The sequence below is a fragment of the Rhodospirillales bacterium genome (assembly GCA_016699855.1).
GTDB lineage: Bacteria > Pseudomonadota > Alphaproteobacteria > Reyranellales > Reyranellaceae.
The window spans coordinates 4,335,515-4,355,694 of the sequence record CP064988.1 but is presented as its reverse complement, the minus strand read 5'-3'; the positions used below and the strand labels follow the sequence as shown (position 1 = coordinate 4,355,694).

Sequence of the window (20,180 nt, the reverse complement as noted above, 5' to 3'; positions counted from 1 at the left end):
CCAGGTCGATCGTTGTCGTTTCAGGCGCGCGACCGCGTCGCCTCGTAACCGACGGCGGCGCAGTCCGGGTAGACGTCGGGCTTCTCGCTCGACACCCGCGCGCGGACCACCTGGGGCCGGCCCATGCAGATGTCGAGGATCTCGTGCACCAGCGTCTCCTGCAGATTGAAGTGGCGCGACCGCGCCAGTGTCCCGATCTCGGCCCGCAGCGCGTCGTAGTCGAGCACGTTGGCGATGTCGTCGTCGAGCGCGCCGGCGTGCGGCCGCAGCTCGAGGTCGACGTTGATCAGCAGCGCCTGCGGCCCGGCCTTCTCGAACTCGTGGATCCCGATATTGGTCATGACGCGGTAGTCGCGCAGGAACAGGCGCCTCGTGTCGGCGGTCATGGCGCCGCTCCCTTCCCCGCGCGGCGGTCGAAGGCGATGTCGCGCGGCCGCGCCGTCAGATGCTCGCCGCTGTCGACCACCAGCGTGTCGCCGGTGTAGCTCGGCGTCGCCAGGATGAAGCGCAGCGCCGCCACGAGATGGTCCGTGGCGACGCCGACGCCCAGCGGATTGGCGGTGTGCTGGGCGGCGAAGCGCTCGTCGGTCTGCTTGCCGCTGCGCAAGGTCAGCCCCGGCGCGATGCCGGCGACGCGGATGTCGGGCGCGAAGGCCTGCGCCAGCAGGGTCGTCAGCCCCTCCAGCCCGATCTTGCTCAGCGTGTAGGTCAGGAAGTCCGGGTTCAGGTTCCGCAGCTTCTGATCCAGCACGTTGACGATGACGCCGCGGCGGCCCTCCGGCAGCCGGCGCGCGAAGGCCTGCGACAGCAGCAACGGCGCGCGCAGGTTGACCGCCATGTGGCGGTCGAACGAGGCCGGCGTCGCGCGCGGCGCGGCGTCGTAGGCGAACAGCGAGGCGTTGTTGACGAGGCACTCCAGCACGACGCCGCGCGCCTTGCAGACGCCGACCAGCGCCTCGGCCTGCGCCGCCGAGGCCAGATCGGCCCGGACGGCGCGCGCCGCGCCGCCGGCGGCGCGTATGTCCAGCACGGTGCGCGCCGCCTCCTTCGCGGAGGCGTTGTGGTGCACGAACACGAACCAGCCGTCGGCGGCCAGCGCCAGCGCGAAGGCGCGGCCGATCCGCTGCCCGGCGCCAGTCACCAGCGCGCCGCGCCGGAGCGCGCGCGTCGCCCCTCCCACGCCCTTGGAAGCCGCCGTCGTGGACCGCATCACCCGTCCTTCCGCCGCCCGCGCCGCCGGCGGCCGACCGGCCGCAACCTAGTCGCGCCCGCCGCGGCCGGCAACGCGGAAGCGCGCGCCGGCGGCGTCTCGGCGGATGACAGGATTCGACGCGTCGGCTATCACGGCGCCATGCCAGTCGAAAGCGTGGATTGCGTCGTGGTCGGCGCCGGGGTCGTCGGCATCGCCGTCGCGCGCGCTGGCGATGTCCGGCCGCGAGGTCATCGTGGTCGACGCCGCCGAGGCGATCGGCACCGAGACCTCGTCGCGCAACAGCGAGGTGGTGCACGCCGGCATCTACTACCCCAAGGGCGGCAACATGGCGCGCTTCTGCGTCGCCGGGCGGCGCCTGCTGTACCGGTACTGCGACGAGCACGGCGTGCCCTACGTCAATTGCGGAAAACTGATCGTCGCCACCGACGAGGCCGAGCGCGACACGCTGGCCTCGATCCAGGCCCGCGCCGAGGCGAACGGCGTCGAGGGGATGCGCGTGCTGAGCGCCGCGGAGGCCGTCGCGCTGGAGCCCAACCTGCGTTGCACCGGCGCGCTGCTGTCGCCGACCACCGGCATCGTCGACAGCCACCGCTTCATGCTGGCGCTGCAGGGCGACGCCGAGGATGCCGGCGCGATGTTCGCCTTCCACAGCCCGGTCGAGCGCGGCCGCGTGGTCGACGGCGGCGTCGAGATCGATGTCGGCGGCGCCGAGCCGATGACCCTGCGCTGCCGGCTGCTTGTCACCAGCGCCGGGCTGCACGCGCCGGACCTCGCGCGCCGCATCGAGGGCGCGCGCTACAACTCGCTGCCCGCCGCCTACTACGCCAAGGGCAACTATTTCGGGCTGGCCGGCAGATCGCCGTTCTCGCGCCTGATCTATCCCGTGCCGGTGCCGGGCGGTCTGGGCGTGCACATCACCGTCGATCTCGGCGGCCAGGCGCGCTTCGGGCCCGACGTCGAGTGGATCGACCGCATCGACTACACCGTCGATCCGGCCCGCGCCGACAAGTTCTACGCCGCCGTCCGCAAATATTGGCCGGACCTGAAGGACGGCGCGATCACCCCGGCGTATTCCGGCATCCGGCCGAAGATCGTGCCGCAGGGCGCGCCGGCGCAGGATTTCACCTTCCACGGCCCGGAGACCCACGGCATCCCCGGTCTGATCCATCTGTTCGGGATCGAATCGCCGGGGCTGACGGCGTCGCTCGCCATCGCCGATCACATCCTGGACATGACGCGCTCGTGATCGCCCGCCCGGCGCCGGGACGCATCCCGGCACCGGGCCGGATCGTATCTCCTCCAACCGGCGCGTCGCGCGGGAGGAGGAACCATGATCCCGCGCCGGCGCCTGCTCTCGCTTCTGCCCGCGTCCGCCGCGCTCGCGGGCTGCGGCCCGGCCGACCTGCTCAACGCCACGGTGCCGCGACGCGGCTACCGGCTGGTCGCCGACATCGCCTACGGTGACGATCCGCGCCGGCGGCTCGACGTCTACGAGCCGACGCGGCCGGACGCGTCGCGCACGGTCGTCTGCTTCTTCTACGGTGGCGGTTGGAATTCCGGCGGAAGGGGCGACTATCTCTTCGTCGCGCAGGCTCTGGCCGACTCCGGCTACCTCGTCGTGGTACCCGACTACAGGCTGTGGCCGGAGGTCCGGTTCCCTGCCTTCGTCGAGGATGGCGCCGCTGCCGTGGCGTGGATCCGCGCGAATATCGCCATCCATGGCGGCGATCCCGCGCGGATCGTCCTCGCCGGCCATTCCGCCGGCGCGCACACCGCGTTGATGCTGGCGGCGGGTACGCCGTACCTCGCGCGGGCCGGCATCGACCGGGCGGCGATCCGCGGCGTGGTCGGAATCGCCGGTCCCTACGATTTCCTGCCGTTCGGGACCGAGCGTCTACGGGCGATATTTGCGGGCGCCGCGCCCGCCGACACCCAGCCGATAAACTTCGTGACGCCCGGATTACCGCCGGCGCTGTTGCTGCACGGCGATGCCGATACCACGGTGCTGCCGCGCAACACGGTGAACCTCGCGGCGGCGTGGCGTGCCGCCGGCAACGTCGCCGAGACCCGCCTCTACCGCGATGTCGGGCATATCGGTGTCGTCACGGCGTTCTCCGCCGCGTTCCGCGAGCGCGCGCCGACGCTCGCCGACACGCTGGCATTCCTGCGTCGACCCGACGGCGCGGCGCCGCCGTCCTGAACGCCGGCGCGCGGCTGGCGGCGTTCCGACCCCGTGCTATCGTCGCGCGAGGACGTGGGGAGGGGCCGATGGATCTCGAACTGAAGGGCCGCGTGGCACTGGTCAGCGGCGCCCACCGCGGCACCGGCGCCGGCATCGCCCGGGCGCTGGCGCGCGAGGGCGCGCACGTCGTGGTCAACGGACCGACCGAGGCGGCGGCCGAGGGAACCGTCGGCGCCATCCGCGCGGCCGGCGGCGAGGCCAGCGTGGCGGCCGGCGACGTCGCCACCGCCGACGGCGCCAACGCGGCCATCGCCCGGCTGGTCGAGGCGCGCCGCCACGTCGACATCCTCGTCGCCAACTACGGCGTCGCCGACCGCAAACTCTGGGCCGACGCCGACGACGCCGCCTGGCTGGGCGTCTACGAGAAGAACGTGCTGTCGGCGGTGCGCCTGATCCGGGCGCTGACGCCGGCGATGCGCGCCAAGGGCTTCGGACGGGTGATCCTCGTCGGCACCATCGGCAGCACGCGGCCCAACGCCCGCATGCCGCACTACTACGCCGCCAAGGGCGCGCTGCCGGTGATGACCGTCGGCCTCGCCAAGGACCTGTCGGGCTCCGGCGTCACCGTCAACCTCGTGAGTCCCGGCCTGATCGCCACCGCCGAGGTGATCGACATGGCGCGCAAACGCGGCGCCCGGGAGCAGTGGCCGGAGGCCGCCGAGGCCGATCCGGCGGGGCTGCTCAAGCGGCTGGCGGCCAGCGACATGCCCAACCCTGTGGGCCGCATCGCCACGGTCGACGAGGTCGGCGATCTGGTGGCGTTCCTCGCCAGCCCGCGGGCGGGCTTCGTCAACGGCCAGAACGTGCGCATCGACGGCGGCGCGGTCGACCACGTCGGCTGAGCGGCCATCGTCGCGGCGGCATTTCGCTTGCGCCGCCGCGGAAGGGTGCCACGATGGGTCATCTTCTCGTACAGGAGCTTCCGATGGACACCACGATGACCGGCCTCGGCGCGGCGGCGCGCGAGACGGGGCACGCGGCCCGGCTCCGGATCCGGAGCGGCGCCTTCCGCAAGCCGACGGCGGGCATGGCGCCGGGCTACGTGCAGGCCAATCTGGCGATCCTGCCGGCGGCGCTGGCCGCCGACTTCCACCGCTTCTGCCACCTCAATCCCAAGCCCTGCCCGCTGCTGGCGGCGTCGGAGCCCGGCGATCCGCGCCTGCCGGCGCTGGGCGCCGATCTCGACATCCGCACCGACATTCCGCGCTACCGCGTCTGGCGGCACGGCGAGCTGGTCGAGGAGGTCGACGACATCCGCGCGGTATGGCGCGACGATCTGGTGTCGTTCGCGCTGGGATGCTCGTTCAGCTTCGAGGAGGCGCTGATCGAGAACGGCCTGGAGCTGCGCCACCAGACCTGCGGCTCGAACGTGCCGATGTGGCGGACGTCGATCCAGTGCGCCCCGGCCGGCCCGTTCCACGGTCCGATGGTCGTCTCGATGCGCCCTTTCAAGCCTGCCGACGCGATCCGCGCCGTGCAGGTCACTTCGCGCTTTCCATCGGTGCATGGCGCGCCGGTGCATATCGGCAAGCCGGAGATGATCGGCATCAAGGACATCGGCAAGCCGGACTACGGCGACGCCGTGCCGGTGCGCGACGACGAATTCCCCGTGTTCTGGGCCTGCGGCGTCACTCCGCAATCGGTGATCGCCACGGTGAAGCCGGAGTTCTGCGTCACCCACGCGCCCGGATACATGCTGGTCACCGACCTGCTCAACGCGCGCCTCGCCATCCTCTGACCCCTGGAGCCATCCCGACATGACCGCGCGCCTCGCTTTCGACCGCGCCATCTCCTCGCGCGTCGACGTGGTCGTCGACCGGCTGATCATCGCCGGCTGGACGGCTCGCGACGAGGGCTCGCTCCAGCACCACATCGACGAGCTGGCCGCCGTGGGCGTGCCGCCGCCGTCGTCGGTGCCGCTGTTCTACAGGGCCTCGGCGCAGAACCTGACGCAGGAGGGCGTCGTCGAGGTCGTCGGCGACGACACCTCCGGCGAGGTCGAGCCGGTGGTCGTATCGCTGCCGGACGGGCTGTGGCTGACCGTCGGTTCCGACCACACCGACCGCAAGGCCGAGTCCTATTCGGTGTCGCTGTCGAAGCAGATGTGCCCCAAGGCGATCGGCCGCGCGTTGTGGCGGTTCGACGACGTCGCCGACCGCTACGATTCGCTGGAGCTGCGCTCGTGGCAGACCTTCGGCGGCGTGCGCAAGCTCTACCAGGAGGGCACGCTGGCGACGCTGCGGCGCCCCGAGGGCCTGGCGAAGCTGTTCCTCGAGCGCGAGGGCATGGAGGGCGCGACGCTGCCGCCCGGCACGGTGATGTTCGGCGGCACGGTCGGCGCCATCGGCGGCATCCGGCCGGGCACGCGCTTCGAGATGGAGCTGCTCGATCCGCGCGACGGCAAGCGCCTGACCTACGCCTACGACGTCAAGGCCCTGCCGCTGATCTCGTAGGAATCGCCGCGGTCCGACGGAGGCAGGTGGGCATCCATCTCACCTGTCATCCCGAGCGCAGCGAGGGATCCAGGAGCGGCGCCTGGATCCCTCGCTGCGCTCGGGATGACAGTGGACATCTCTTAGCAATCGCGCGAAATGGGCGCGCCGCTAAGCGGCACAACTCCTACGCCGCGCGGCCGACGTTGCGGTCCTCGCCGACGGCGATCGGCTTCTCGCCGCGCAGCGTGGTGCGGCGCATCTCGCGCCGGTGGCCGGCGTAGTCGTTGATCGCGAAATGCTGCAGGCAGCGGTTGTCCCACATCGCCATGGCGCCGGGCTTCCAGACGAAGCGGCAGGTGAACTCCGGCCGCGTCGAGTGCTCGTAGAGGAAGTTCAGAAGCGGCTCGCTCTCGCGCTGCGTCATGCCCTCGAAGCGCAGCGTGTAGGCGACGTTGGCGAACAGCGCGCGGCGGCCGGATTCGGGATGCACCCGCACGATCGGATGGACCATCTCCGCCATGTATGAATCGTCGTGGACGATGCGCATGCTGCGGGCGTTGGCGTTGTCGTGGAACACGGCGCCCTTGGCGTAGGACTTCGCCCAGTACACGGCGCGCAGGCCGTCGAGCGTCGACCGCAGGCCGTCCGACAGCGTCTCGTAGGCCAGGTACTGGTTGGCGAACATGGTGTCGCCGCCGTAGGGCGGCAGTTCGCGGGCGTGCAGGAAGGTGAAGGACGGCGGCGTCTCGAGGAAGCTCCAGTCGGAGTGCCAGTTGCCGCCGAAGGTGGGCTTGCCGCCCTCGTCCGCCTCCTTGGCGACCTTGATGGCGTTGGGATGGGTGGCCTCGCCCTCGACGAACGGATCCTTCCCGAACGGCCCGAAATTCGCGCAGAAGCGGACCTGCTGCTCGTCGGTGATGCCCTCGTTCCCGAGGATCAGCAGGCAGAGATTATCGACGACCGCCCGGCGGATCTCCGCCACCGTCTCGTCGTCCAGCGGCCGGCGCATGTCGACGCCGGACACCTCCGCGCCGCATCCGCCGGCCAGTTTCCGCACCTCGATGCGCCGGTACGCCATGCCGCCCTCCCGCGTCCGCCACTGGTAAACCGTGGTTCATCCGCTAAGGTACGCGCGTCGACGGCGGGCGTCCAACCCGCCGTTTCCGCGACGCGAAAACCCAGGGGAAGGACCCGAGATGCTCAAGACCCGCTTCACCGAGATGTTCGGTGTGCAGTATCCGATCGTGCAGGGCGGCATGCAGTGGGTCGGCCGCGCCGAGCTGACCTCGGCGGTCGCCAACGCCGGCGCGCTGGGCTTCCTCACCGGCCTGACCCAGCCGACGCCGGAGGATCTCGTCAAGGAGGTCAAGCGCTGCCGCGACATGACCGACAAGCCGTTCGGCGTGAACCTGACGATCCTGCCGACGCTCGTGCCGCGGCCCTACGGCGAGTACATCGACGCCATCATCTCCTCGGGCGTGAAGATCGTCGAGACGGCCGGAAACAACCCCAAGCCGTTCCTGCCCAAGCTCCAGGCCGCCGGGATCAAGGTGATCCACAAATGCACCTCGGTGCGCCACGGCGTCTCGGCCGAGAAGGTCGGCGTCGACGCGATCTCGATGGACGGCTTCGAGTGCGCCGGCCACCCCGGCGAGGACGACGTGCCCAACCTCGTGCTGCTGCCGGCGGCCGCCAACGTCATCAAGATCCCGATGGTCGCCTCGGGCGGATTCGCCGACGGGCGCGGACTTGTGGCGGCGCTGGCGCTGGGCTGCGAAGGCATCAACATGGGCACGCGCTTCATGGCGACCAAGGAGGCCCCGATCCACCAGAAGGTGAAGGAAGCCATCGTCGGCGCCGACGAGCGCGCCACGGCGCTGATCTTCCGCACCATGCGCAACACCTCGCGCGTGTTCGGCAACTCCGTCGCCAAGAAGGCGATCGAGATGGAGCACGAGGGCAAGACCATCGCCGAGATCGGCCCGATCGTCTCAGGCCAGAAGGGCAAGGTGGTCTACGAGACCGGCGACCTCGAGCACGGCATCTTGTCGGCCGGCACCTGCATGGGCCTGATCAACGACATCCCGACCTGCAAGGAACTGGTCGACCGCATCGTGCGCGAGGCCGAGGAGATCATCCGCGGCCGCCTGGCGCGCGTCGCGGCCTGATCGACGCCGCGCCGGCCGCCGGAAACGGCCGCCGGCGCGGTCAGATCGGCATCACGCCGCGCCGCGGCGTCGTGGTGCCGAACGTCTCCGCGCTCACCGGCGCGCCCATCGCGCGCAGGGTCTCACGGTGCCGTTCGATCGGCAGGCGCACGACGGCGTCCTCGTAGCGCGCCAGATCGACGAACGCCGGCAGCGCCAGCGTCCGAGACACCAGGCCGGCGGCGCGCGGCCAGCGCGCCGCGTCGATCGTGAGCCGCGCGAAGGCGGCGTTGCGGAGGAACGCCGCGACCGACACGTCGGCGACGCCCGGCGCGCCGAACAGGAAGCCGTCGGCCGGCGCCTGGCTCTCGAGGTAGTCGAGCACCTCCGGCACGTCGCGCTCCAGCGTGCGGGCCATGAGCTCGCGGTCGCCCTTCTCGCCCCACACGCCGGGCCGGATCGCGATCTGGTTGAACAGCCGCCAGATGAACACGTCGCCCATCCGCGTGTCGGCGAACTCCTCGAGCCAGCGCGCCCACGCCCGCCGCGCGGCGTCGGCGGGATACAGCGGCGGATCGGGATGCCGGTCCTCGAGGTACTGGCAGATCACCGTCTAGTCCGACAGCGCCACGTCGCCGTCGACCAGCACCGGGATGCGCCGCAGGGGGCTGAGCGCCGTGAACCGGTCGTCGCCGAAGAACGGCACGATCGGATCGATCTCGTAGGCGATCCCCTTCAACGCGAGGCAGACCAGGACCTTGCGGACGTAGGGCGACAAGTAGCTGCCGACGACGAGGACCCGGCCCGCCATCGCGGCGCGCCTAGACGAGGTTGACGCGGCAGCCGCAGACCTCGACCTGCGTGTCGGAGCGGCGCTTGCCGCGCTTCTCCGCCGCCGCGAGGACCCTCGCGCGGTCCGTGGCCTTGACGTCGTAGGCCGAGATGCCCGGACCGCGGCCGTCGGCCGCCGCCACGAAGCGCATCGGCCCGTTGTCCATCCGGATCGTCAGCGTCGCGCCCGAGCGTTCGACCGGCCGGTCGAGCAGCTTGGACCAGTGTTCGGCCATCGCGACGTGGTCGGTGTGCTGCAGCTCGATGCCGGCCAGGCCCGACGTCATGTCGTCGCGGCGGTGCGGCTGCCAGCCGGCGCTGGCCGGCGGCCAGAACAGCGCCGGATCGGCGCCCGGCGGCGGCACCACGGAGTCGATCGACAACAGCACGCCCGACGTGTCGGCCGGATGGAAGTGGGTGTAGCGGTACTCCGGCAGATCCTTCTGGGCGACGGCCCGCGCGCCGCCGGCCAGCACCCGCGCGCGGTGCGGGATCGCGTCCGGCACCTGGAGGATCACCATGTAGCCGCCGTCCCCGTGGCGGCGCTCGATGTAGCGGCCGGCCGAGGTGCCGTCCTGCTTGGGCGAGACGATCTCGATGAAGTCGCTGCCGCTGGCGCACACGACGTTCTCGAGGCCCCACTTGCCGACGCCGGGGTCGCGGTAGGCGACATCGACCCCGAGGAGGTCGTGCAGCTCGGCGTACGAGCCCTCGAGATCGCGCGCGACGAAAACGGCCTGACGAAGACGCATCGTATCCTCCCTGGTGCTTCCGCCCGCGCGCCGGCGCGTCAGCGGCCCTTGAACACGGGCGCGCGCTTCTCGACGAAGGCGCGCGCCGCCTCCTTGTGGTCCTCGGTGTCGCGCGCGCGCGTCAGGCGCCATGCCTCGCCGTCCAGCGCCTCGGCGAGCGTGCCCTCCTCGGCGATCTTCATGTTGCCCTTCATCAGCGCGTGGGCGACGCGCGGTCCGGCGGCCAGGCGCTTGGCGAAGGCCATCGTCTCGGCCTCCAGCTTGTCGTCGTCGACCATGCGGTTGGCCAGGCCGAGGCGCTCGATCTCCTCGCCGCGCAGGATGTCGGCGGTGAAGTACAGCTCGCGCGCCTTGGCCGGCCCGAGCAGCCGGTGCAGGAAGTAGTGGCCGCCGAAATCGCCGGAGAAGCCGACCTTGGCGAACGCCGTCGTCATGCGCGCGCTCCTGGCGGCGAAGCGCATGTCGCAGGCCAGCGCGATCGACAGGCCGGCGCCGGCCGCGACGCCGTTGACCATGGCGATGGTCGGCAGCGGGATCTCGTGCAGCAGGCGCGAGACCTCCATGCGGCGGCGCAGGTCGTTCACCTTGCCCTCGAACGTGCCGGCGCCCTTGGCGCCGCTTGCCATCGCCTTGACGTCGCCGCCGGAGCAGAACGCGCGCGGACCGGCGCCGGTGACGACGACGCAGCCGACGGCCTCGTTGTCGACCGCGCCGTTGAGCGCCGCCAGCATCTCCGTGGTGATCTCCGACGACAGTGCGTTCATCGCGTCGGGGCGGTTGAGTGTGAGGACGAGCACGCCGTCCTCGATCCTGGTCAGCAGATCGGCCATGGCCGGGTTTCCCTTCATCTATTCGCGTGGATCGAATCTGGCTCAGCGGCCCTTGAACACGGGCGCGCGCTTCTCGACGAAGGCGCGCGCCGCCTCCTTGTGGTCCTCGGTCTCGCCGGTGCGGATCATGCGCGCGGCCTCGCTGTCGAGCGCCTCCGACAACGAACCCTCCTCCGCCACCTTCATGTTCCGCTTGACGTGCCACCACGCCACGCGCGGACCGGCGGCGAGCTGCTTGGCGAACGCCATCGTCTCGCTCTCCAGCCGCGCGTCGTCGACGATCCGGTTGGCGAGGCCCAGCTTCTCGATCTTCTCGGAGTTCAGGATCTCGGCGGTGAAGTAGAGCTCGCGCGCCTTGGCGGTGCCGACCAGCTTGTGCAGGAAGTAGTGCGAGCCGAAATCGCCGGAGAAGCCGACCTTGGCGAACGCCGTGCTCATGCGCGCGCTGCGCGCGGCGAAGCGCATGTCGCAGGCCAGCGCGATCGACAGGCCGGCGCCGGCGGCGACGCCGTTCACCATCGCGATGGTCGGCTTGCCCATCTCGTGCAGCAGTTCGGACGCCTCCATCTTGAACCGCAGATCGGCGACCTTGTCCTCGTAGGTGCGCCCGCCGTCGGTGCGGATCGCCATGTTCTTGACGTCGCCGCCGGCGCAGAAGGCGCGCTCGCCGGCGCCGCGCAGCACCACGCAGCCGATCGACCGGTCGTTGGCGGCCCTGGCCAGCTCGGTCTGGAGCCCCGCGAGCATCGCGGTCGACAGCGCGTTCATCGCCTCGGGACGGTTCATCGTCACCAGCAGCACGCCGTCCTCGACCCTGGTCAGCACCTCGCCCATCGTTCCCTCCAAGCGTCCATTTCAGGCCATGGTGCGCCGAAGCGCGGCGGCGGCGCAACCGCGCCGCCCGCCGCGGCGCACCGCTGGGCGAAACGCAACGCCCCCATGCGCCACGCGCCCGTTGCCGGCCGTCTCCGGCGCCGCGAGACTTCGCGCCCGCCCGCCCGCACCGGAGACGCCCGCCATGGCCGCGACCTACGAGACCCTGCTCACCGACCTCAGCGACGGCGTGCTGACGCTCACCCTGAACCGGCCGGACAAGCTCAACGCCTACAATCCCGCGATGCAGCGCGACATCCTGGCGGCGTTCGGCGCCATCAACGCCGACGACGACGTGCGGGCGGTCATCGTCACCGGCGCGGGCCGCGCCTTCTGCGCCGGCGCCGACATCTCCGGCGGCGCCGAGGCGTTCAAGGTGTGGAACGACGGCAGCCGCCCGGCACCGCGCAAGAAGGGCGATTCGATCACGATGGTGATGGCCTCGTCGCTCAAGCCGGTGATCGCCGCCATCAACGGCGCCGCCGTCGGCGTCGGCATCACCATGTGCCTGCCGATGGACATCCGCATGATGTCGTCGACCGCGCGGATCGGGTTCGTCTTCAACAAGCGCGGCATGGTCATGGAGGCCGGCAGCTCGTGGTACCTGCCGCGTCTCGTCGGCATGCAGCGCGCCCAGGAGTGGGTGATGACGGGCGAGTTGTTCGGCGCCGAGGAGGCCGTCGCCGGCGGGCTCGTGCGGTCGATCCACGCGCCGGAGGAGCTGGTGCCGGCGGCGCAGGCGCTGGCGCGCAAATTCGCCAAGGACACCTCGCGCGCCGCCGCCGCCATCAACCGCCGCCTGATGTGGAGCATGCTCGGCGCGACCGATCCCGCCGACGCGCTGGCGATCGACGTCTCGTGCATCGGCTACATGGCGCGCGGCGCCGACGCGCAGGAGGGCGTGCGGTCCTTCATGGAGAAGCGGCCGCCGGTCTTCCCGATGCGGCCCAGCAAGGACATGCCGCCGTTCGGGCCCTGGACCGAGGACGCCGCCGACTAGGCTTCCGACGACGGGGCCGCCGCCCCGCGCCGGGCGCGCCACTCGGGCGCGAACAGCGCCCACATGCGGACGCTGCGGAACTCGCCGCCGACGATGAAGCGGTCGCGCAGCGGGCCGGACTCGCACCGAAAACCCAGCCGCTCCGCCAGCCGCTGTGACGGGCGGTTCTCCGGTTCGATCAGCGCCTCGACGCGGTGCGCGTCGAGCGTGTCGACGCAATGGTCGAGCAGCGCCGTCATCGCCTCGGCCATCAGCCCCCGACCCCAGAGACGCCGCGCCAGGATGTAGCCGACCGCCAGCCGCCGGTGCGACGCCACCACGCTGTGGTAGTTGACCATCGCCGCCGGCGCCGATTCCCCGTCGAGCGTGGCGACCCAGGCGCCTTGGAAGCGGGGCTCGACGCCCGCGAGGTAGGCGACCATCGCCGCCGTGCGCTCGACGTCGGCGGATGGCGGCGAGTCCCAATGGCGCATCGCCTCCGGATCGCCGAACACCGCGTGCATCGCCGCCGTGTCGGCGACGGCGATCTGGCGCAGCGCGAGGCGCGCGGTGCGGAACTCCGGAAGCATCCCGGCAGGATAGCGGCGGGACGCTCGCCCGTCACCGTGGCGACTGGCGGCCTAGCCGCCGCGCAGCGCCGCGACGAAGGCGCGGGCGATGTCCGCCGGCGTCGCGCCACCGGGCCGGTACCAGCCCGGCACCGCGTTGAGCGACCCGAGGAGCTGCAGGCGCAGAAGCCGGCGGTCCGACGGCGCGCCGGCCGGTAGCGCGGCGACGAGGCCGCGGAACACCGCTTCGTAGGCGTCGCGCGACGCCACCAGCCGCCGCCGCAGCGCCGGCGCGCAACGCGACAGATCGACGATCATCACCCGCGCGAACGGGCTCGCGTCGAGCAGCGCCTCGAGATGCGCCGCGCAGGCCGCCTCGAGACGCACCCACGGCCGATCGCCGGCACGCGCGAGCGCGGCGCCGACGGCGTCGGTGATCTGGGCCACGCCCAGCGCGTAGACCGCCGCGATCAGGTCGTCCTTCGAGGGAAAGTGGTAGTACATCGAGCCGGCCAGCATGCCGACGTCGCCGGCGATGTCGCGCATCGAGGTGGCGTCGAAGCCGCCGCGCGCGAAGCGCCGGGCGGCGGCCGCGAGCAGCTCGTCGCGGCGGTTGTCGACGTGGATCGCGGCACGGCCCATGGAACGACCCTAAACCAAACGCTTGTTTGGTAAAAGACCCGCCGCTAGGATCGCGCCCATGAGCTACGTGTTCGACCTCGGCCGCCCCGGCACCAACGCCGATCCCTTCCCGGAGTTCGCGCGCCTGCGCGCGGAGGAGCCGGTCCACTGGTCGCCGGCGATGAAGGCCTGGATCGTGACGCGCTACGAGGACGTCAAGCGCGTCGCGCTCGACAACCGCGGCATCTCGGCCGACCGGTTGACCCCGTTCTTCCGCGCCAATCCGGAGTTCCAGCGCGGCGGCGTCGAGCACCTGATGCGCTACCTGAACCACTGGATGGTGTTCAAGGACCCGCCCGACCACACGCGGCTGCGCCGGCTGTTCAACAAGGTGTTCACACCGACGGCGGTCGAGAACCTGCGGCCGAACATCGAGGGCGTGGTCGCCGATCTGCTCGACGCCATGGACGCCAAGGCGCGCGCCGGCGGGGCGATCGACTGGATCGCCGACTTCGCCTATCCGCTGCCGGCCAGCGTGATCATGGACATGCTGGGCGTGCCGCGCGCCGACCTGCGGCGCGTGCGGGTGTGGTCCGACGACATCGCGCTGTTCATCGGCACCGCCCAGGTCGCCGGCGACAAATACCGCCGCGCCGACGAGGGCGCGCGCCTGATGGCCGGCTATTTCCGCGAACTGGTCGAGGCGCGCACGCGCGACCCGCGCGCCGACATGATCAGCCAGCTCGTGCTGGCGCGCGACGAGAAGGACGCGCTGACGACGGACGAGGTGATCGGCACCTGCATCCTGCTGCTGTTCGCCGGCCACGAGACGACGACCAACCTGATCGGCAACGGGCTGCTGTATTCGCTGCGGTTCCGCGACCAGTGGGAACGGCTGGCCGCCGATCCGTCGCTGGCCGACTCCGCCGTCGAGGAGTGGCTGCGCTACGACGGCCCCAGCGGCGCGCTGGCGCGCATCGCGGCGGCGGATTGCGAGCTGGCGGGCGCGGCCATCCGTAAGGGCCAGCGCGTCTTCGCCTTCGTCAACTCCGCCAACCGCGATCCCGAGGCCTTCGCCGACGCGGAGCGCTTCGACATCGGCCGCGACCCCAACCCGCATCTGACGTTCGGGCACGGCATCCATTTCTGCCTCGGCGCGCCGCTGGCCCGGCTGGAGGCGCGCATCGCCGCCGTGAGGCTGGCCGGGCGGTTTCCCGGCATCCACGCGACAGGCGGGACGCCGCATTGGCACGATTCGCTGATCCTGCGGGGCGTGAAGACGCTGCCGGTGGCGTTGCGGTAGGATCACGCGGCCGGGACCGCGGGGAGGATTCGTCATGGCATCGGGCATCCGCGACAAGGTCGCCATCGTCGGCATGGGCTGCAGCCGCTTCGGCGAGCACTGGGACAAGGGCGCCGAGGAACTGATGGTCGTGGCGTTCCAGGAGGCCCTGGCCGACGCCGGTATCGAGCAGGGGCGCATCGAGGCCGCGTGGCTGTCGACGTGCCTCGACGAGGTCAGCGTCGGCAAGTCCGGCCTGCCGCTGTCGGAGACGCTGCGTCTCGACTACATCCCCGTCTCGCGCGTCGAGAACTACTGCGCCTCCGGCTCGGACGCGTTCCGTTCGGCCGTGTACGCCGTGGCCGCCGGCGCCTGCGACGTCGCGCTGGCGCTGGGCGTCGAGAAACTGAAGGACACCGGCTTCGGCGGCCTGCCGGGACTCACCGCCGGCATGACGCCGCCGCTGTGGTGGGCGAACCTCACCGCCCCGGGCAGCTTCGCCCAGCTCGCCGCGGCCTACCGCGCCAAGCACGGCGTGTCGCGCGAGGACCTCAAACGCGCCATGGCGCGCATCTCGGTCAAAAGCCACGCCAACGGGGTGAAGAACCCCAAGGCGCATCTGCGCAAGGCGATCACCGAGGACGACGTGCTCAACGCGCCGCTGATCGCCGATCCGCTGGGCCTCTACGATTGCTGCGGGGTCAGCGACGGCGCCGCCTGCGCCATCGTGACGACGCCGGAGATCGCCCGCGCGCTCGGCAAGCGGGATCTCGTGACCGTCAAGGCGCTGCAGATCGCCGCCTCGAACGGCGTCGAGGAGCAGCACAACACCTGGGACGGCAGCTATTTCGCGACCGCCCGGCATGCCGCCACGCGCGCCTACCGCGAGGCCGGCATCACCGACCCGCGCCGGCAGCTCAGCCTGATCGACGTGCACGACTGCTTCTCGGTCACCGAGCTGGTGACGATGGAGGACCTGCACGTGTCGCCGGAGGGTGGTGCCGTGAAGGACGTGCTCGACGGCTTCTACGATTCGGACGGCACGATCCCCTGCCAGATCGACGGCGGTCTGAAATGCTTCGGCCATCCCATCGGCGCCTCGGGCATCCGCATGATCTACGAGATGTACCTCCAGCTCCAGGGCCGCGCCGGCGAGCGGCAGCGCCCCGACGTGCGCCTCGGCCTGACCCACAACCTCGGCGGCTTCCCCGCCCGCAACGTCTGCTCCGTCGCCATCGTCGGCGCCATCGGCGCCTAGCCGCCGGGGCGGCCGGCGGAGGATCGAGCCGATGCGCGCGATGATCTGCCGGGAATGGGGCCCGCCCGAAGCGCTGCGGCTCGAGAACGTCCCGCGCGCGCCGCTCGGACCGGCCCAGGTCCGCATCGCCGTGAAGGCGGCCGGCGTCAGCTTCGCGACTTCGCTGGTGATCGCCGGCAAGTACCAGCGGCGTCCGCCCTTCCCCTTCGCGCCCGGCACCGAGGTCAGCGGCACCGTGGTCGAGGCCGCCCCGGAATGCGTCCGGCTGAAGGTCGGCGACGCCGTGATCGCGGTCCTCGACTGGGGCGGCTGCGCCGAGGAGGTCGTGGCGCACGAGGTCAACGTCTTCCCGAAACCGCCGTCGCTCGACTGGATCTCCGCGATCCCGCTGCCGATCTCCTACACGACCTCGGCCGGCGCCCTGCTGTGGCCGCATCTGCTCGACGTGAAGCCCGGCGACACGCTGCTGGTGCACGGCGCGGCCGGCGGCGTCGGCGTCGCGGCGGTCGAGATCGGCAAGGCGCTGGGCGCCACGGTGATCGCCGTCGCCGGCGGCGCGGCGAAATGCGCCTTCGCGCGCGCCCATGGCGCCAACCACGCCATCGACCACCGCGAGGGCGGCTTCCGCGACGCCGCGCTGGCGCTGACCGGCGGCCGGGGCGTCGACGCCGTCTACGATCCGGTCGGCGGCGCGGTGTTCGCCGAGAGCCTGCGCTGCATGGCGCCGGAGGCGCGGATCTGCCCGGTCGGCTTCGCCAGCGGCGAGATCCCGGTGGTCCCCGCCAATATCCTGCTGGTGAAGAACCTCACCGTCGTCGGTCTCAACATGGGCTACTACGTCGGCTGGAGCCCGCACGACGCCCGCTTCGAGGAGGCGGAGCGCGTCGCGGCCCTGCATCGCCGCCTCCACGCGTGGGCCGGATCCGGCGCGATCCGGCCGCATGTCGACCGCACCTCCCGGCTGGAGGAGACGCCCGCGGCGATGCGCGCGATCCTCGACCGCGCCGTCCTCGGCCGCGTCGCCATCACCATGGATTGAGGGTCAGCGGCCGGCGCGTTGGCGCGCCGGCGCCGCATCGCCTACGATGCCGCCGCAATCGGAGGCAATGACGCGATGGCGGCGGCGCCCGATCTCAACAGCCTGAAGGACACGCTGCTGTTCCTCGCGACGGCGGGCGTCGTCGTGCCGGTGTTCCACCGCCTCAAGATCAGCCCGATCCTCGGGTTCATCGCCGCCGGCGTGCTGCTGGGTCCGCACGGTCTGGGCCGCCTCGCCACGGGCCTGCCGTGGCTCTCGGCGGTGACCCTGACCAACGTCGAGTCGATCGGCCACATCGCCGAGTTCGGCGTCGTCTTCCTGATGTTCATGATCGGCCTCGAGCTGTCGTGGGAACGGCTCTCGACGATGCGGCGCCTCGTGTTCGGCCTCGGATCGCTGCAGGTCGCCGTCACGTCGGCGGCGATCGGCGTCGTCGCCTGGGCGCTCGGGCAGACGCCGGCGGCGGCGGCGGTGCTGGGCGGCGCGCTGGCGCTGTCGTCGACCGCCATCGTGCTGCCGGTGCTGGCCGAGCGCCGCCGGCTGCAGACCGCGTCCGGGCGCGCCAGCTTCGCGGTGCTGCTGTTCCAGGACCTCGCCGTCGCGCCGTTCCTCGTCATGATCGCGGTGCTGGGCGCGCGCGACGGCGGCGGCATCGGCACCGGCCTGCTGATCGCGCTGGCGCCGGCCGCGCTGACGCTGTTCGCCATCGTCGGAGTCGGCCGGCTCGCGCTGCGTCCGCTGTTCCACCACGTCGCCCGCACGCGCAGCGTCGAGCTCTTCATGGCCGCGTGCCTGTTCGTCGTCCTCGGCACGGCGCTGACCACGGCGGCCAGCGGCATGTCGATGGCGCTGGGCGCGTTCCTCGCCGGCCTGCTGCTGGCCGAGACCGAGTACCGCCGCGAGGTCGAGGTGACGCTGGAGCCGTTCAAAGGCCTGCTGCTCGGCGTGTTCTTCGTCTCCATCGGCGCCGGGCTCGACCTCGGGCGCATCGCCGAGTCGCCGGTCGTGGTCCTCGCCATCGCCATCGGCGTGGTGGCGCTGAAATCGGCGATCCTGTTCGGCCTGGGTCTGGCCACGGGCATGACGGCGTCGGTGTCGCGCAACGTCGCGCTGCCGCTGGGCCCGTGCGGCGAGTTCGCGTTCGTGATGATCGGGGCGGCGACCGCGCTCGGCCTCGTGCCGGCGGCGGTCGGGCAGACGGTGCTGCTCGCCGTCACGTTGTCGATGGTCGCCATCCCGACGCTGATCGCGCTGACGATCCGGCGCGGCGCCTCCGCGCAGCCCCCCGGGACGCAGGCGCCGGCCGGACTGGCGCCGCCGGAGGACGATGTGGCGCGCGTCCTGGTCGCGGGCTACGGCCGCGTCGGCCGGCTCGTCGGCGACATGCTCGCGCGCCACGAGATCCCCTACATCGCGGTCGACGGCGACGCCGACGTGGTGCGCCACGCCCACGCCGAGGGCCGTCCGGCCCACTACGGCGACGCCGCCCGGCCGGAATTCCTGCGCCGCTGCGGCATCGGCGCGGCCCGCGCGCTGGTGGTGACGATGGACGCGCCCGCGGCGGTCGAGCGGGTCGTCGCCGCCGCGCGCGCGGAGCGCGCCGACCTCACCATCGTGGCGCGCGCCCGCGATGCCGGCCACGCGACCAAGCTCTACACGCTGGGCGCCACCGACGCGGTGCCCGAGACCATCGAGGCCAGCCTGCAGCTGTCGGAGGCCGTCCTGGTCGACATCGGGATCCCGATGGGCCTGGTCATCGCCTCGATCCACGAGAAGCGCGACGAGTTCCGCAAGCTGCTCAACGCCGGCGACGACCTGCGGCGCGAGCCCCGCGTCCGCCGCACGGTCCTCCGGCCGAAGGAATAGCGCCGCCGCGCCGAGGACGGGTGCGGACCGGCGGCGGCCGTTGCTATAAGGGCCGGGCGTCCATCGGAGTGCAGGAATGACCGCGGCCCTCGTCGGCAATTGGAACTATCCCACCACCGTCAAGTTCGGCGCCGGCCGGATCGCGGAGCTGCCCGGCCACTGCCGCGCGCTCGGCTTCAAGCGCCCGCTGCTCGTGACCGATCCCGGCCTCGCGCGGCTGCCGATGATTCCCGCCGCCGTCGAGGCGCTGCGCGCCGCCGGGATTCCGACGGCGGTGTTCAGCGACCTCAAGCCGAACCCCATCGCCAAGAACGTCGCCGACGGACTGGCCGTCCTGCGCGCCGGCGGCCACGACGGCGTCATCGCCTGGGGCGGCGGCAGCGGGCTGGACACCGCCAAGGTGATCGCCTTCATGGCCGGCCAGACCCGCCCGATGTGGGATTTCGAGGATATCGGCGACTGGTGGACGCGGGCCGATCCGGCCGGGATCCTGCCGGTGATCGCCGTGCCGACCACGGCCGGCACCGGCTCGGAGACCGGCCGCGCCGGCGTCATCACCGACGAGACCACGCACACCAAGAAGGTGATCTTCCATCCCCTGATGATGCCGGCCGTCGTGATCGCCGATCCGGAGCTGACGGTCGGCCTGCCGGCGCATCTCACGGCGGCCACCGGCATGGACGCCTTCATCCACTGCCTCGAGGCCTATTGCGCGCCGGGCTACCACCCCTACGCCGAGGGCATCGCGGTCGAGGGCATGCGGTTGGTGAAGGAGTTCCTTCCGCGCGCCGTCGCGGACGGAAAGGACATCGAGGCGCGCGGCCACATGCTGGCGGCCTCGCAGATGGGATCGACCGCGTTCCAGAAGGGACTCGGCGCGATCCACTCGCTGTCGCATCCCGTCGGCGCCGTGCTCGACACGCACCACGGCCTGACCAACGCCGTCGCCATGCCCTACGTGGTGGCGTTCAACCGCCCCGCGATCGACGCGAAGATCGTCCGGCTGGCGCGCTGGATGGACCTGCCGCGCCCGAGCTTCGACGGCTTCATGGAATGGACGCTCGATCTGCGCGCCCGCCTCGGCATTCCCCCGACGCTCGCCGACATCGGCATGACGGAGGCGCATCTCGACCGCTTCGCCGGGATGGCCGCCGTCGATCCGACGGCCGGCGGCAATCCGGTCAAAGCCGGTGCGCCGGAGATGCGAAAGATGTACGAGGCGGCGCTCCACGGCCGGTTGTGA

At 71.7% G+C, this 20,180-nt stretch carries 19 protein-coding genes and 2 pseudogenes; 12 read left to right on the top strand and 9 right to left on the bottom strand.

From position 1 onward, the window contains the following. Positions 1–20: 20 nt before the first annotated feature. Positions 21–386, bottom strand: coding sequence for a dihydroneopterin aldolase (locus IPK81_20570; protein QQS11903.1), 366 nt, complete (start codon positions 384–386; stop codon positions 21–23). Beyond that, on the bottom strand, positions 383–1,210 hold the full coding sequence (locus tag IPK81_20565; protein ID QQS11902.1) for an SDR family oxidoreductase: 828 nt from the start codon (positions 1,208–1,210) through the stop codon (positions 383–385). The genes IPK81_20570 and IPK81_20565 overlap by 4 nt, the downstream gene beginning before the upstream one ends. A gap of 141 nt (positions 1,211–1,351) precedes the next feature. On the opposite strand from IPK81_20565, the pseudogene IPK81_20560 reads away from it, so the two are divergent. From IPK81_20560 to IPK81_20540, 5 genes and pseudogenes are all read left to right on the top strand, one after another. After that, a pseudogene (locus IPK81_20560) lies at positions 1,352–2,459 on the top strand (NAD(P)/FAD-dependent oxidoreductase). Between the two features lie 84 nt (positions 2,460–2,543). Next, complete coding sequence (locus IPK81_20555) at positions 2,544–3,413, top strand: alpha/beta hydrolase (protein QQS11901.1); 870 nt, start codon at positions 2,544–2,546, stop codon at positions 3,411–3,413. A gap of 68 nt (positions 3,414–3,481) precedes the next feature. Continuing rightward, the gene (locus tag IPK81_20550; protein ID QQS11900.1) at positions 3,482–4,297 is read left to right on the top strand and encodes an SDR family oxidoreductase; all 816 of its coding nucleotides are present in this window, start codon (positions 3,482–3,484) and stop codon (positions 4,295–4,297) included. A 95-nt stretch (positions 4,298–4,392) separates the two neighbouring features. Continuing rightward, the gene (locus tag IPK81_20545) at positions 4,393–5,193 is read left to right on the top strand and encodes a putative hydro-lyase (GenBank protein QQS15193.1); all 801 of its coding nucleotides are present in this window, start codon (positions 4,393–4,395) and stop codon (positions 5,191–5,193) included. Between the two features lie 19 nt (positions 5,194–5,212). Continuing rightward, positions 5,213–5,908: a DUF2848 domain-containing protein gene (locus tag IPK81_20540; GenBank protein ID QQS11899.1), complete on the top strand. Its 696-nt coding sequence runs from the start codon at positions 5,213–5,215 to the stop codon at positions 5,906–5,908. Between the two features lie 166 nt (positions 5,909–6,074). On the opposite strand, the gene IPK81_20535 is transcribed toward IPK81_20540, so the two are convergent. Further along, on the bottom strand, positions 6,075–6,968 hold the full coding sequence (locus tag IPK81_20535; protein QQS11898.1) for a TauD/TfdA family dioxygenase: 894 nt from the start codon (positions 6,966–6,968) through the stop codon (positions 6,075–6,077). 118 nt (positions 6,969–7,086) lie between these two features. On the opposite strand from IPK81_20535, the gene IPK81_20530 reads away from it, so the two are divergent. Continuing rightward, positions 7,087–8,058: a nitronate monooxygenase gene (locus IPK81_20530; protein QQS11897.1), complete on the top strand. Its 972-nt coding sequence runs from the start codon at positions 7,087–7,089 to the stop codon at positions 8,056–8,058. A gap of 40 nt (positions 8,059–8,098) precedes the next feature. Here IPK81_20530 and IPK81_20525 read toward each other — a convergent pair. From IPK81_20525 to IPK81_20510, 4 genes and pseudogenes are all read right to left on the bottom strand, one after another. Continuing rightward, positions 8,099–8,848 (bottom strand): annotated as a pseudogene (locus IPK81_20525) (glutathione S-transferase family protein). 10 nt (positions 8,849–8,858) lie between these two features. Continuing rightward, positions 8,859–9,620 carry a VOC family protein gene (locus IPK81_20520; GenBank protein QQS11896.1) on the bottom strand — a complete coding sequence of 254 codons (762 nt, stop codon included), beginning with the start codon at positions 9,618–9,620 and terminating at the stop codon, positions 8,859–8,861. Between the two features lie 38 nt (positions 9,621–9,658). Further along, positions 9,659–10,450: an enoyl-CoA hydratase gene (locus IPK81_20515; protein ID QQS11895.1), complete on the bottom strand. Its 792-nt coding sequence runs from the start codon at positions 10,448–10,450 to the stop codon at positions 9,659–9,661. Between the two features lie 42 nt (positions 10,451–10,492). Continuing rightward, the gene (locus IPK81_20510; protein ID QQS11894.1) at positions 10,493–11,284 is read right to left on the bottom strand and encodes an enoyl-CoA hydratase; all 792 of its coding nucleotides are present in this window, start codon (positions 11,282–11,284) and stop codon (positions 10,493–10,495) included. A gap of 184 nt (positions 11,285–11,468) precedes the next feature. Here IPK81_20510 and IPK81_20505 point away from each other — a divergent pair, with 184 nt between their 5' ends. Next, complete coding sequence (locus IPK81_20505) at positions 11,469–12,323, top strand: enoyl-CoA hydratase/isomerase family protein (protein ID QQS11893.1); 855 nt, start codon at positions 11,469–11,471, stop codon at positions 12,321–12,323. Here IPK81_20505 and IPK81_20500 read toward each other — a convergent pair. Next, entirely contained in the window at positions 12,320–12,892 is a 573-nt protein-coding gene (locus tag IPK81_20500) for a GNAT family N-acetyltransferase (GenBank protein ID QQS11892.1), read from the bottom strand. The genes IPK81_20505 and IPK81_20500 overlap by 4 nt on opposite strands. A gap of 51 nt (positions 12,893–12,943) precedes the next feature. Next, entirely contained in the window at positions 12,944–13,513 is a 570-nt protein-coding gene (locus tag IPK81_20495) for a TetR family transcriptional regulator (protein QQS11891.1), read from the bottom strand. A gap of 58 nt (positions 13,514–13,571) precedes the next feature. Between IPK81_20495 and IPK81_20490 the strand changes: the two genes are divergently transcribed. The 5 genes from IPK81_20490 to IPK81_20470 all read left to right on the top strand — a co-directional run bounded on the left by IPK81_20490 (position 13,572) and on the right by IPK81_20470 (position 20,180). Next, entirely contained in the window at positions 13,572–14,795 is a 1,224-nt protein-coding gene (locus IPK81_20490) for a cytochrome P450 (GenBank protein ID QQS11890.1), read from the top strand. 34 nt (positions 14,796–14,829) lie between these two features. After that, a complete protein-coding gene (locus IPK81_20485; GenBank protein QQS11889.1) occupies positions 14,830–16,032 on the top strand; it encodes an acetyl-CoA acetyltransferase in 1,203 nt (400 codons plus the stop codon). Positions 16,033–16,063: 31 nt separating this feature from the next. Next, positions 16,064–17,071 (top strand): NADPH:quinone oxidoreductase family protein, encoded by a 1,008-nt coding sequence (locus IPK81_20480; GenBank protein ID QQS11888.1) that lies wholly within the window; start codon positions 16,064–16,066, stop codon positions 17,069–17,071. Positions 17,072–17,146: 75 nt separating this feature from the next. Then, a complete protein-coding gene (locus IPK81_20475; protein ID QQS11887.1) occupies positions 17,147–18,937 on the top strand; it encodes a cation:proton antiporter in 1,791 nt (596 codons plus the stop codon). A 76-nt stretch (positions 18,938–19,013) separates the two neighbouring features. Further along, positions 19,014–20,180, top strand: coding sequence for an iron-containing alcohol dehydrogenase (locus IPK81_20470; GenBank protein QQS11886.1), 1,167 nt, complete (start codon positions 19,014–19,016; stop codon positions 20,178–20,180).

What these genes read in the sequence shown, in the direction of transcription:
- IPK81_20570 (QQS11903.1), bottom strand. Translation starts at nt 386, where the DNA reads ATGACCGCCGACACGAGGCGCCTGTTCCTGCGCGACTACCGCGTCATG.
- IPK81_20565 (QQS11902.1), bottom strand. Translation starts at nt 1,210, where the DNA reads ATGCGGTCCACGACGGCGGCTTCCAAGGGCGTGGGAGGGGCGACGCGC.
- IPK81_20555 (QQS11901.1), top strand. Translation starts at nt 2,544, where the DNA reads ATGATCCCGCGCCGGCGCCTGCTCTCGCTTCTGCCCGCGTCCGCCGCG.
- IPK81_20550 (QQS11900.1), top strand. Translation starts at nt 3,482, where the DNA reads ATGGATCTCGAACTGAAGGGCCGCGTGGCACTGGTCAGCGGCGCCCAC.
- IPK81_20545 (QQS15193.1), top strand. Translation starts at nt 4,393, where the DNA reads ATGACCGGCCTCGGCGCGGCGGCGCGCGAGACGGGGCACGCGGCCCGG.
- IPK81_20540 (QQS11899.1), top strand. Translation starts at nt 5,213, where the DNA reads ATGACCGCGCGCCTCGCTTTCGACCGCGCCATCTCCTCGCGCGTCGAC.
- IPK81_20535 (QQS11898.1), bottom strand. Translation starts at nt 6,968, where the DNA reads ATGGCGTACCGGCGCATCGAGGTGCGGAAACTGGCCGGCGGATGCGGC.
- IPK81_20530 (QQS11897.1), top strand. Translation starts at nt 7,087, where the DNA reads ATGCTCAAGACCCGCTTCACCGAGATGTTCGGTGTGCAGTATCCGATC.
- IPK81_20520 (QQS11896.1), bottom strand. Translation starts at nt 9,620, where the DNA reads ATGCGTCTTCGTCAGGCCGTTTTCGTCGCGCGCGATCTCGAGGGCTCG.
- IPK81_20515 (QQS11895.1), bottom strand. Translation starts at nt 10,450, where the DNA reads ATGGCCGATCTGCTGACCAGGATCGAGGACGGCGTGCTCGTCCTCACA.
- IPK81_20510 (QQS11894.1), bottom strand. Translation starts at nt 11,284, where the DNA reads ATGGGCGAGGTGCTGACCAGGGTCGAGGACGGCGTGCTGCTGGTGACG.
- IPK81_20505 (QQS11893.1), top strand. Translation starts at nt 11,469, where the DNA reads ATGGCCGCGACCTACGAGACCCTGCTCACCGACCTCAGCGACGGCGTG.
- IPK81_20500 (QQS11892.1), bottom strand. Translation starts at nt 12,892, where the DNA reads ATGCTTCCGGAGTTCCGCACCGCGCGCCTCGCGCTGCGCCAGATCGCC.
- IPK81_20495 (QQS11891.1), bottom strand. Translation starts at nt 13,513, where the DNA reads ATGGGCCGTGCCGCGATCCACGTCGACAACCGCCGCGACGAGCTGCTC.
- IPK81_20490 (QQS11890.1), top strand. Translation starts at nt 13,572, where the DNA reads ATGAGCTACGTGTTCGACCTCGGCCGCCCCGGCACCAACGCCGATCCC.
- IPK81_20485 (QQS11889.1), top strand. Translation starts at nt 14,830, where the DNA reads ATGGCATCGGGCATCCGCGACAAGGTCGCCATCGTCGGCATGGGCTGC.
- IPK81_20480 (QQS11888.1), top strand. Translation starts at nt 16,064, where the DNA reads ATGCGCGCGATGATCTGCCGGGAATGGGGCCCGCCCGAAGCGCTGCGG.
- IPK81_20475 (QQS11887.1), top strand. Translation starts at nt 17,147, where the DNA reads ATGGCGGCGGCGCCCGATCTCAACAGCCTGAAGGACACGCTGCTGTTC.
- IPK81_20470 (QQS11886.1), top strand. Translation starts at nt 19,014, where the DNA reads ATGACCGCGGCCCTCGTCGGCAATTGGAACTATCCCACCACCGTCAAG.